This is a genomic window from Streptomyces sp. NPDC050085 (assembly GCF_044460595.1).
Taxonomy (GTDB): Bacteria; Actinomycetota; Actinomycetes; order Streptomycetales; family Streptomycetaceae; genus Streptomyces.
Genome location: NZ_JBITJZ010000004.1, coordinates 1 through 11,769, shown reverse-complemented (window position 1 = coordinate 11,769; position 11,769 = coordinate 1). Strand labels below are relative to the sequence as shown.

Here is an 11,769-nt window from a genome sequence, read left to right as displayed (position 1 = left end):
GTGTCATGCCTTTTCGGTGGGGGTCTGGGCCTGGATCGCCGTGATGGCGACCGTGTTGACGATGTCCTGGACGAGCGCGCCGCGGGACAGGTCGTTGACCGGCTTGCGCAGGCCCTGCAGGACCGGGCCGACGGCGATCGCGCCGGCCGAGCGCTGCACGGCCTTGTACGTGTTGTTGCCGGTGTTGAGGTCCGGGAAGATCAGCACGCTGGCCTGGCCCGCGACCTCGGAGCCGGGCAGCTTGGTGGCCGCGACGGACGGCTCGACCGCGGCGTCGTACTGGATCGGTCCCTCGATCTTCAGGTCGGGACGCGCACCCTTGACGATCTCCGTGGCCTCGCGGACCTTGTCGACGTCCGCGCCCGAGCCGGACGTGCCCGTCGAGTACGACAGCATCGCGATCCGCGGCTCGACGCCGAACTGGGACGCGGTGCCCGCGGACTGGGTCGCGATGTCGGCGAGCTGCTGGGCGTTCGGATCCGGGTTCACGGCGCAGTCGCCGTAGACGAGGACCTTGTCGGCCAGGCACATGAAGAAGACGGAGGAGACGATCGCGGCCTCCGGCTTGGTCTTGATGATCTCGAAGGCCGGGCGGATCGTCGCCGCCGTCGAGTGGACCGAGCCAGACACCATGCCGTCGGCCAGGCCCTCCTGGACCATCAGCGTGCCGAAGTAGTTCACGTCGGCCACCACGTCGTACGCGAGCTCGACGGTGACGCCCTTGTGGGCGCGCAGCTCCGCGTACTTGGTGGCGAAACGGTCCCGCAGCTCGGACACCGCCGGGTCGATGAGCTGGCAGTTCACCAGGTCGACGCCGAGGTCCGCGGCCTTCTTGCGGATCTGCTCGACCGGGCCGAGGAGGGTGAGTTCGCAGACCCCCCGGCGCAGCAGCACGTCCGCAGCGCGCAGCACCCGCTCCTCGGTGCCCTCGGGCAGGACGACGCGGCGCTTGTCCGCGCGGGCCTGCTCGAGCAGCTTGTGCTCGAACATCATCGGCGTGACGCGGTCGGAGGACGGGGCCTGGATGGTCTTGAGCAGCCCGGCCGTGTCGACGTACCGCTCGAAGAGACCGAGCGCCGTCTCGGCCTTCCTCGGTGTCGCGGCGTTCAACTTGCCCTCCAGGGCGAAGAGTTCGGCCGCGGTCGGGAAGGAGCCGCCGGTGACGGCGATCACCGGGGTGCCGGGTGCGAGCCGGTCGGCGAGCTTGAGGATCTCCTCGCCGGGCCGCTCGTTCAGCGTGAGGATGACGCCCGCGATCGGCGGGGTCCCCGCACTGTGCGCGGCCATCGCGCCGACCACGAGGTCCGCCCGGTCGCCGGGGGTGACGAGCACGCAGCCCGGCGTCAGGGCGTTGAGCAGGTTGGGCAGCATGGCGCCGCCGAACACGAAGTCGAGGGCGTCGCGCGCGAGGCCCGCGTCGTCGCCGAGGAGCACCGTGCCGCCGAGGGCGTGGGTGATCTGGGCGACGGTGGGCGCGGCGAGGGCGGGCTCGTCGGGCAGTACGAAGCAGGGCACGGGCAACCGGGTGGACAGCCGCTCCTGTACGTCGTCCCGGTCCTCGGGGGCGACCCGGTTGACGATCATCGCGAGGACGTCGCAGCCCAGGCCGTCGTAGGCGCGGTAGGCGTTGCGCACCTCGGCGCGCACCGACTCAGCCGTCTGCTTCCTGCCGCCGACGACGGGCAGGACGGAGGCGCCGAACTCGTTGGCCAGGCGGGCGTTGAGGGCCAGTTCGTCGGGGAGCTGCGTGTCGGAGAAGTCGGTGCCGAGCACGAGGACGACGTCGTAGTCACGGGCCACCGCGTGGAACCGGTCGACCAGGCGCGAGACGAGCTCGTCCGTGCCCTGCTCGGCCTGGACGGCGGACGCCTCGTGGTACTCGAGGCCGTACACGGTCGCCGGGTCCTGCGACAGCCGGTAGCGCGCCCGCAGCAGGTCGAAGAGCCGGTCGGGGCCGTCGTGGACGAGCGGGCGGAAGACGCCCACCCGGTCGACCTGGCGGGTCAGGAGTTCCATGACTCCCAGCTCGACGACCTGGCGGCCGTCGCCCCGGTCGATCCCGGTCACGTACACGCTGCGCGTCACGCGTGCTCTCCGTTTCCCTCGTGAGGCCGAAAAAAATGGCCGTAATGGAAGCTGTGCCCTCTTGACAATACCTCCGGGCATGGCTAGGTCGCCCGCCGGACAAACGCCCTGGACAACAGGGTCCTAGGGCCCGCTCGTGGCCTGCCGAAGTTCCCCTTGTGGCCGCGCGCGAACGCGCGGACCCCTGGAGCGTGGAACAATCGCCAGTGGCTCACACGTACCAGCAGCGAGCAGGAGACACAGCACGATGCGTATCGGAGTTCTCACCGCAGGCGGCGACTGCCCGGGCCTGAACGCAGTGATCCGGTCGGTCGTGCACCGAGCGGTCACGCACTACGGCGACGAGGTGCTCGGCTTCGAGGACGGCTACGCGGGACTGCTCGACGGCCGCTACCGCCCCCTCGACCTCAACGCGGTCAGCGGCATACTCTCCCGCGGCGGCACCATCCTCGGCTCCTCCCGCCTCGAGCGCGACAAGTTCCGCGCGGCGTGCGACAACGCCAAGGAGCTCGTGGAGAAGAGCGGCTTCGACGTCCTCATCCCGATCGGCGGCGAGGGCACGCTGACCGCGGCCCGCATGCTGTCGGACGCGGGCGTGCCCGTCGTCGGCGTCCCCAAGACGATCGACAACGACATCTCGTCCACGGACCGCACCTTCGGCTTCGACACCGCCGTCGGCGTCGCGACCGAGGCGATGGACCGCCTCAAGACCACCGCCGAGTCGCACCAGCGCGTCATGGTCGTCGAGGTCATGGGCCGGCACGCGGGCTGGATCGCCCTGGAGTCCGGCATGGCCGGCGGCGCCCACGGCATCTGCCTGCCCGAGCGTCCCTTCGACCCGGCCGACCTGGTCAAGATGGTCGAGGAGCGGTTCGCGCGCGGCAAGAAGTTCGCCGTCATCTGCGTCGCCGAGGGCGCGCACCCCGCCGACGGCACCATGGACTACGGCAAGGGCGCCATCGACCAGTTCGGCCACGAGCGCTTCCAGGGCATCGGCACCGCCCTCGCCTACGAGCTCGAGTCCCGCCTCGGCAAGGAGGCGCGGCCCGTCATCCTCGGCCACGTCCAGCGCGGCGGTACGCCGACCGCGTACGACCGGGTGCTCGCGACCCGGTTCGGCTGGCACGCCGTGGAGGCCGCGCACCGCGGCGAGTTCGGCAACATGACCGCGCTGCGGGGCACCGACATCCGGATGGTGCCGCTCGCCGACGCGGTCACCGAGCTGAAGACGGTCCCCAAGGACCGCATGGACGAGGCCGAGTCGGTCTTCTAGGCCAACTGCCTGGCGGAGGCTACGGATTACGGATCCTGGACCAGAACTCGTCCAGGATCCGCTCCAGGAAGAGCTTCCCCGCGTCCCCCGACTCCGGTGACGAACCGCCGCCCCAGCTCAGGGTCGCGGCCATCAACGCCTGGTATTCCAGGTGCATTTCGTGCAGGACGTCCTCCACCTCACGGCGCTGCACCGGCACGAGCCGGGTCAGCGGGCGCACGTACGCCTGCCAGCGGGTGGTCGCCGCGCTGCGCAGCAGGTCCGCGAGCCGCCCGTCCCGGCCCGTCACCGTCGCGAACGCGCGCGGGGGCAGTCGCAGGATCCCGGCGAGCGCGGACGACTGGCGGTCGTTGCCGCGCCACTCGCCCGTCTCCTCCATGTGCAGATACGAGTGGATCTCCAGACCGACGTCGCGGGCCACGTCCTCCGGGGCGAGCCCCAGGGCGAGACGGTGCTCGCGCAGGGTCCTTGGTGCGCCGATGAGTTCGCCGGGGGAGCACCACAACGCCCCGGCGAGCGCGGTCAGTTCACCGGCCGTCGGGGCCGCGTCGCCGCGCTCCCAGGCGATGATCGTGTCCGGGGTGACGTGCGCGAGCCCGTAGCTGGCGCGCATGCCGTAGGCGACATGGCCCGGGGCCATCCCGAGCGCCTCGCGGAGGCGGCGGGCGGCGGGGGCGTTGAACGGCGGGGTGGGCTGGTTCGCCGCGGCGGTGTGCTGCACGGGCACAAAGTAGGGGTGTACGGGCCAGTTGGCTACGGTGCGTTCGTCTTGCGTGACATGTCGTAGGAACGTACAGCCCATCGATGGATACGGCACGGACTTCGATGGGGGGCGTCAGGGACTTCGATGGGGACGGCACGGACGCGGGAGCACGTCACCCCTTGACCGCGCCGCCGAGCGCGAAGCCCCCGCCGAAGCGGCGCGAGACCAGGACGTACAGCAGCAGGACCGGGGTCGAGTAGAGGATCGAGAACGCGGCGAGCTGGCCGTAGACGACCTGGCCGCGGTTGCCGAAGAAGTCGTTGATGCTGACCGACGCCGGCATCTGGTCGGGGGAGAGCAGCAGCATGAACGGCACGAAGAAGTTGCCCCACATCATCGCGAAGCAGAACACCGTGACGACCGCGATCCCCGGGCCCATCAGCGGCAGCACGATGCGCACCAGGGACTGGAAGGTGTTCGCGCCGTCCGTCCAGGCCGCCTCTTCCAGCTCCTTGGGCACGCCGTCCATGAAGTTCTTCATCAGCCAGATCGCGAACGGCAGGTTCGACGCGGTGAAGAAGTAGATCGTGCCCGCCATCGTGTCGATCAGATTGACCTGTACGAACAGTGCGTAGACCGGGACCATGATCGCGGTGATGGGCAGGCACGTCGCGAACAGGATCGTCGCCAGGTACGGGTTGTTCAGACGCGAGCGGTAGCGGGAGAGCGGGTACGCGGCGAGCGCGGCGCAGGCGACCGTGAGCAGGGTCGCTCCGCCGCACAGGATCAGGGAGTTGAGCAGCGGGGTGTAGGTGATGTCCGGCTTGAGGACGGCGTCGAAGTTGTCGAACGTCGGATGCGAGGGCAGCTTCACCTTCAGGCCGGCCTCGCTGTCGATGGACGACAGGACCACCCAGGCCAGCGGGAGGACGAAGAGCAGCGCGACGAGGACCAGGGCCGCGTCCGCGGTGAGCCGCCTGCGAGTGCGACGGCTCGTCTTCATACGGGCGTTCACTCATGCCTCCGTGCGCAGCAGGCGCATGTAGACCACCGAGAACAGCGAGCCGACCACGAGGAGCAGCAGCGCGACCGCCGTGCCGTAGCCGATCATGCTCTTCTGGAAGGCCTGCTCGTACATGAACAGGGGGAGGGTCTGCGACCGGTTGCCGGGACCGCCTCGCGTCATCACCCAGATCAGTCCGAAGACCGACAGGGTCTGGAGCGTGTTGAGCATCAGGTTCGTGCCGATGGAGCGGCGGATCATCGGCAGCGTGATGTGCCACAGGCGCTGCCAGGCGTTCGCGCCGTCCACCTCGGCGGACTCGGTGATCTCCGTGGGGATCTCGGAGAGCGCCGCCGAGTAGACGAGCATCGAGAAGGCGGTGCCGCGCCACATGTTCGCGAACGACACCGCCAGGATCGGCAGCGTGTACAGCCAGTTCTGGCCGGGAAGCCCGAGCCAGTCGAGGATCGCGTTCAGCGTGCCCTCGCGGCGGAAGAACGCGTACAGCAGGAAACCGGCGACGACCTCCGGCAGTACCCAGGCCGTGACGACGACGGCGCCGGTGATCGTGCGGACCGGTTTCGAGGCGCGCTGCATCAGGGCCGCGAGGGCCAGGCCCAGCGTGTTCTGGCCGACGATCGACGACAGGAACGTGAAGACGAGCGTGAGCCTGACCGCGTTCAGGAACGCGTCGTCCTTGAACGCGGTGCGGAAGTTGTCGAAGCCGATGAACGACGAGTGGGCCTGGCCCGTGAGCTGGAGGTCGGTGAAGGCGATGTAGGCGCAGTAGGCGATCGGGCCCGCGAGGAACAGGACCATGATGACCGTCGCCGGGGCGATGGGCAGGGCGCGCAGGGCCGCGCGCCCAACAGGCTTGTGCCGTAGGCCGATTGACGCCTGCTCCCGCTGCCCCGCCTGCTTACGGACGCGTGACAATTTTGCCGTCCGCGGCCGTCTTCAGCTGCTCGTCGTACGTCGACGCCGCCTTGTCCACCGACGCGTCACCCGTCGTCACCGACTCCATCGCCTCCTGGATCGCCGTGGAGACCTTCGGGTACGCCGGGTACGCCGGGCGGTAGTGCGTCGTCGGAACCAGGTCCGTGAAGAACTTGATGCCCGGCTGCGCCTTGATGTACGACGGGTCGGACGCGACGTCCTTGCGCACCGAGATGCCGGAGTTGGCGAGGTACCAGCGCTGGGCGTTCGCCTTCGTCTGCATCGTCTTGATGAAGTCGAACGCGAGGTCCGGGTTGCCCGCCTTGGTCGGGATCGCCCAGGTCCAGCCGCCGGAGATGGAGACCTTGCCGGGCGCCTGGCCGTTCTGCGTCGGCATGTAGGCGAGGCCCAGCTTCTTCGACCAGTCGGGCCAGCCGTGGCCGCTGCCCTGGCCCCAGAACTGCGGCAGCCAGGAACCGTCGAGGGCGATGCCCAGCTTGCCCTTCGGCAGCATCTCGCCGGCCACGCGCGTCGCGATGTTCGGGTCGAGCGCGTCGGCGACGTCGGGCCCCAACTTCTCGCTGTACACGGTGTGGACGAAGTTCAGGCCGTCCTTGAACGCCTTCGTGCCCGCGAGCCACTTGCCCGAGCCCTTGTCGTAGAGCGGGTCGGCGGTGCCGTCGCCCGTCCCGTACAGCAGCATCTCGAAGCCCTGCATCGCGGAGGCCTCACCGGCCGGCTTGCCGGTGTAGATGTTGAACGGAGTGACGCCGGGCACCTTCGCCTTGATGGCGCGGGCCGCATCCAGGACCTCGTCCCAACTCTTCGGCTGCCAGGGCGTCTTGATGCCCGCCTTCGCCAGGATCGCCTTGTCGTACCAGAGGCCGCGGGTGTCCGTGCCGTCCGGGACGCCGTACGTCTTGCCGTCCTCGGCCTTCGCCGCGGTCCGCGCCGTGTCGATGAACTGGTTCCAGTCCGACCACTTGTTCAGATACGGGTCCAGGGGCCTCAAGTACCCGCTGGTGATGTCCGAGTTGATGAGGAACGTGTCCTCGTAGACGAGGTCCGGCGCCGTCTTCGACGAGCGCAGCATCTGCTGGACCTTGGTGTAGTACTCGGAGTCCGGGGCCTTGATCGGGACGAGCTCCACCTTCTTGCCGGGGTGCTCCTTCTCGAACTGCTTCTTCATCGCGGCCAGGTAGATGTCCGGGACCCTGACCGAGTTGTCCATGGACTGCTTGTAGGACACCTTGATGGTGTTCGAGTCGCTGCCGGAGCCGCCGCCGCAGGCGGTCAGCGTTCCGGCCGCCAAGAGGGCGGTGGCGACGAGGATCGGGGCGGTGGGGCGCACGTGAACGACCTCCTACGGAGCGTCCGCGGGCTTCGTCGACTCGCGGGGCTGCCCGTGAACGTACGGTCCTGTTCCGAGCAAGGTCAATGGGCGTGCGACGTCCCACGTCGCATTGGAGACAACGTTGTTATCGACGCCGTAATCGTCCGGAGTCACCCGTAGCCGACCGGGGCGCGGGCTACTTCCAGGTGTAGATGAGCTCGGGACGGCCGACCTGTCCGTACTGCGGGCTGCGCTCGGCGAGCCCCGCGTCGACCAGGTGCTCCAGATAGCGGCGGGCCGTGATGCGCGAGATGCCGACCGTCTCGGCGGTCGACATCGCGGTCACGCCCTCGGGCGCCGCCTCGCGCACGGCCTGCGTGACCCGCTCCAGGGTGGGCGCGCTCAGGCCCTTGGGCAGCGCGGCCGGGGCCGGGGAGCGCAGGTGCGACAGGGCGCGGTCGACCTCGTCCTGCCCCGTGGCCACGCCCGTCGATGTGCGGTACTCGGCGTAGCGCACCAGACGGTCGCGGAGCGTGGCGAACGTGAACGGCTTGAGGACGTACTGCACGACACCGAGCGACACCCCTTCGCGTACGACCGTCAGATCGCGGGCCGAGGTGACGGCGATGACGTCCGCCTGGTGCCCGGCGGCGCGCAACGAGCGGGCGAGCGCGAGGCCGTGGCCGTCCGGCAGGTGCAGGTCGAGGAGGATCAGGTCGACGGCAGCGCCGTCAAGGGCACGACGGGCCTCGGCGGCGGAGTGGGCCTTGGCGACGGTGGTGAAGCCGGTCACGCGGTTCACGTAGAGGGCGTGGGCGTCGGCGGCGACGGGGTCGTCCTCCACCACCAGGACTCTGATGTGCGGGTGGGTCATGATCAGCCGTCCTGGAGAGTGGTCGCGGCGGCCTCGAGCGGCAGGGTCACCCTGAACTCGGCGCCGCCGCCCGGAGGTTGGTCCAGCTTCAGTGTGCCGTTGTTGCGGTGGACAGCCTGGCGCACGAGGGCGAGGCCGAGGCCCCGGCCGCCGGGCCCTGCCGGTTTCGTCGACCAGCCACGCTCGAAGACGGCGTCCGTGTGCTCCGGGTCCACGCCGGGGCCGGTGTCCGTGACCCGCAGCAGCAGCGCCTCGGCGGTGGCGCGGGCGGTCACGGTGACGCGGGCGCGCGGGGAGCCCTGGGCCGCGTCGACCGCGTTGTCGATGAGGTTGCCGAGGACGGTGACCAGGTCGCGGGCGGCCAGCGACTCGGGCAGCAGCCCGTCGTCGATCCGGGTCTCGGGGGAGACGACCAGCTCGACGCCGTGCTCGTTGGCCTGCGCCGCCTTGCCGAGCAGCAGGGCGGCCAGGACGGGTTCGCTGACGGCGCCGACGACCTGGTCGGTGAGCGCCTGGGCGAGCTCCAGCTCGGCGGTGGCGAAGTCGACGGCCTCGTCGGCGCGCCCCAGCTCGATGAGCGAGACGACGGTGTGGAGGCGGTTGGCGGCCTCGTGGGCCTGCGACCTCAGCGCCTGCGTGAAGCCCCGCTCGGAGTCCAACTCGCCCATCACCGACTGCAGTTCGGTGTGATCGCGCAGGGTCACGACCGTGCCGCGCCGCTCGCCGCTGGCCACCGGCGAGGTGTTGACGACCACGACCCGGTCGGCCGTCAGATGCACCTCGTCCACGCGGGGCTCGGCGGCGAGCAGGGCGCCGGTGAGCGGTGCGGGCAGGCCGAGCTCGGCGATGCCGCGACCCACCGAGTCGGCGCCGACGCCCAGCAGTTCGCGGGCCCCGTCGTTGATGAGGGCGATGCGCCGCTGCCCGTCGAGCATCACGAGCCCTTCGCGGACGGCGTGCAGGGCGGCCTGGTGATAGGCGTGCATCCGGGACAGCTCGGTCGCGTTCATGCCGTGGGTGTGGCGGCGCAGCCGCGCGTTGATGACGTACGTGCCGATGCCGCCGAGCACGAGGGCCGCACCGGCCACCCCGGTGACGGCGAGGACCTGACCGCGGGCCTGCGCGGTGATCTCGTCGATGGTGATGCCGGCGCTGACGAGCCCGATGACCCGCTTGCCAGGCCCGTGGACCGGGGTGATGACACGCACGGACGGGCCGAGGGTGCCGGTGTAGGTCTCCGCGTACGTACGTCCCTCGAGCGCGGGCCCGATGTGCCCGAGGTAGCGCTCGCCGATGTACTCGGGCTTGGGGTGCGTCCAGCGGATGCCGTGCGGATCCATGATCGTCACGAAGTCGACGCCGGTGTGGTGCTGCACGTCATCGGCGTACGGCTGCAGGCGCGTCGTCGGATCGCCCGCGCCGGTGATCGCCGCACGCACCGAGGGGGCGTCGGCGACCGCCCTGGCCACGGCCGTCGCCTGCCGCCGCGCCGCGGTCTCCGCCTGGCCGCGGTCACTGACGTACGCGAACAGCGCGCAGCCCCCGACCACGACCGCCACGAGGACGGCCTGCATCGCGAAGAGCTGGCCGGCCAGGCTGCGGGGGAGGGGGAGACGCATGGCGCCCAGTCTGCCTGGCCGTTCAAGTGCGAACTAAATGAACGGAAGGGTGACGGCGGTCACGCCCTGGGAGATAGTCACCGGGATCCGCAGACCGTGAGCCGCACGGCCAGTACGCCGATGTCGTCGTCAGGAGGAACCGTGGCCGAGACCCGGACCGGGGCCGCAACGCCGTCCCCGCCCCCCGCCGCCAAGAGGGACCGCACGCACTATCTCTATCTCGCCGTCATCGTCGCCGTACTGCTCGGCATCGGCGTCGGCTTCATCTGGCCCGACTTCGCCACGGAGCTCAAGCCGATCGGCACCGGCTTCGTCGCCCTGATCAAGATGATGATCTCGCCCATCATCTTCTGCACGATCGTGCTCGGCGTCGGATCGGTGCGCAAGGCCGCCCAGATCGGCAAGGTCGGCGGGCTCGCCCTCGGCTACTTCATCGCCATGTCCGTGGTCGCCCTGGCCATCGGCCTCGTCGTCGGCAACATCCTGCACCCCGGTGACGGCATGCACCTCACCGAGGCGACGAAGGAGGTCGGCCACACCGCGGCCAAGGACGCCGCCGAGGGCCCGGTCGACTTCATCCTCGGGATCATCCCGACGACGCTGGTCTCCGCGTTCACCGAGGGCGAGGTCCTGCAGACCCTCCTCGTCGCACTCCTCGTCGGGTTCGCACTCCAGGCGATGGGCCGCTCCGGCGAGCCGGTCCTGCGCGGTGTCGAGCACATCCAGAAGCTGGTCTTCCGCGTCCTCGGCATGATCATGTGGGCGGCGCCGATCGGCGCGTTCGGGGCGATGGCCGCCGTCATCGGCGAGACCGGCGTCGACGCGCTCAAGGCCCTCGCGACGATCATGGTCGGGTTCTACGTCACCTGCGCGCTGTTCGTCGGAGTGGTCCTGGCGCTCATCCTGCGGCTCGCGACCGGCTTCAACCTCTTCGCCCTGCTGAAGTACCTGGGCCGGGAGTTCCTGCTGATCCTGTCGACGTCGTCCTCGGAGTCGGCGCTGCCCCGGCTCATCGCGAAGATGGAGCACCTGGGAGTCAGCCGCCCGGTCGTCGGCATCACCGTGCCGACCGGGTACTCCTTCAACCTCGACGGCACCATGATCTACCTGACCATGGCGTCGCTCTTCATCGCCGACGCCATGGACCAGCCGATGAGCGTGGGCCAGCAGATCGGGCTGCTCCTGTTCATGATGGTCGCGTCGAAGGGGGCCGCGGGCGTCTCGGGGTCCGGCATCGCGGTGCTCGCGAGCGGCCTCCAGTCGCACAAGCCGGCGCTGGTCGACGGGGTCGGGCTCATCGTCGGCATCGACCGGTTCATGAGCGAGGCCCGCGCACTGACGAACTTCGCGGGCAACGCGGTCGCCACGCTCCTCATCGGGACGTGGACCGGCGAGGTCGACCGGGACCGGGTCAAGCGGGTGCTCGCGGGCGACATCCCCTTCGACGAGCGGACCCTCCTCGACTCCTCCGAGCCGGCCGACGGGGACGTCCCCGCGCCGCGGGACGGCGGGGCGAAGACGCCTGTCGGGGCCTGAGGTTGCGGGCAGCGGGGTCCGGTGCGCGCTGCACCGGACCCCGCTTTTGTCTTACGAGCGTCCATGGCGTAAGTTCCTTCGAGTTGTCGCGGAGCCGGAGGTTCCGAGGCGGCACCTTCCGCCGCTCACGCGGCACCCAACCCACAGCACGATCCCTTCATGGGACTGAATTCGACGTGCCCTTTGGCGTGCTCGAATTCAATTCGATGAGGTCGATTAGGAACTGCTCTGCAGATCCGCTAAAGTTTGGGACGTCGGAACGGCCCAACAGCCGGGAAGACAGAGCAACAATCTCCGCTAAGGCGGGGCCCGCTGACTGGGAATCAGGCCCGAAAGGATCTGATAGAGTCGGACTCGCCGGAAAGCCGAAAGGCCGGAAAGCGAAGCAAGACCCCGAGGAAATCGGC

9 protein-coding genes are annotated in these 11,769 nt (G+C 69.8%); 2 read left to right on the top strand and 7 right to left on the bottom strand.

The window, feature by feature from the left end; all coding sequences use genetic code 11:
* Nucleotides 1-3: 3 nt before the first annotated feature.
* On the bottom strand, nucleotides 4-2,085 hold the full coding sequence (gene pta / locus ACIBUY_RS16115) for a phosphate acetyltransferase (protein WP_365563268.1): 2,082 nt from the start codon (nucleotides 2,083-2,085) through the stop codon (nucleotides 4-6).
* 247 nt (nucleotides 2,086-2,332) lie between these two features.
* Between pta and ACIBUY_RS16110 the strand changes: the two genes are divergently transcribed.
* Complete coding sequence (locus ACIBUY_RS16110) at nucleotides 2,333-3,358, top strand: ATP-dependent 6-phosphofructokinase (RefSeq protein ID WP_365563271.1); 1,026 nt, start codon at nucleotides 2,333-2,335, stop codon at nucleotides 3,356-3,358.
* A gap of 19 nt (nucleotides 3,359-3,377) precedes the next feature.
* Here ACIBUY_RS16110 and ACIBUY_RS16105 read toward each other — a convergent pair whose 3' ends face one another.
* From ACIBUY_RS16105 to ACIBUY_RS16080, 6 genes are all read right to left on the bottom strand, one after another.
* A complete protein-coding gene (locus ACIBUY_RS16105; RefSeq protein WP_365563274.1) occupies nucleotides 3,378-4,079 on the bottom strand; it encodes a helix-turn-helix transcriptional regulator in 702 nt (233 codons plus the stop codon).
* Nucleotides 4,080-4,233: 154 nt separating this feature from the next.
* The gene (locus ACIBUY_RS16100; RefSeq protein ID WP_365563317.1) at nucleotides 4,234-5,064 is read right to left on the bottom strand and encodes a carbohydrate ABC transporter permease; all 831 of its coding nucleotides are present in this window, start codon (nucleotides 5,062-5,064) and stop codon (nucleotides 4,234-4,236) included.
* Nucleotides 5,065-5,076: 12 nt separating this feature from the next.
* Nucleotides 5,077-5,883, bottom strand: a complete 807-nt coding sequence (locus ACIBUY_RS16095; RefSeq protein ID WP_365563321.1) for a sugar ABC transporter permease — start codon at nucleotides 5,881-5,883, stop codon at nucleotides 5,077-5,079.
* A gap of 100 nt (nucleotides 5,884-5,983) precedes the next feature.
* The gene (locus tag ACIBUY_RS16090) at nucleotides 5,984-7,351 is read right to left on the bottom strand and encodes an extracellular solute-binding protein (protein ID WP_365563275.1); all 1,368 of its coding nucleotides are present in this window, start codon (nucleotides 7,349-7,351) and stop codon (nucleotides 5,984-5,986) included.
* Between the two features lie 178 nt (nucleotides 7,352-7,529).
* Entirely contained in the window at nucleotides 7,530-8,207 is a 678-nt protein-coding gene (locus tag ACIBUY_RS16085; RefSeq protein ID WP_399152884.1) for a response regulator, read from the bottom strand.
* Between the two features lie 2 nt (nucleotides 8,208-8,209).
* Nucleotides 8,210-9,826, bottom strand: a complete 1,617-nt coding sequence (locus tag ACIBUY_RS16080) for an ATP-binding protein (protein ID WP_399152883.1) — start codon at nucleotides 9,824-9,826, stop codon at nucleotides 8,210-8,212.
* A gap of 120 nt (nucleotides 9,827-9,946) precedes the next feature.
* On the opposite strand from ACIBUY_RS16080, the gene ACIBUY_RS16075 reads away from it, so the two are divergent.
* Nucleotides 9,947-11,362 (top strand): cation:dicarboxylate symporter family transporter, encoded by a 1,416-nt coding sequence (locus tag ACIBUY_RS16075; RefSeq protein WP_365563324.1) that lies wholly within the window; start codon nucleotides 9,947-9,949, stop codon nucleotides 11,360-11,362.
* The last annotated feature ends 407 nt before the right edge of the window (nucleotides 11,363-11,769 follow it).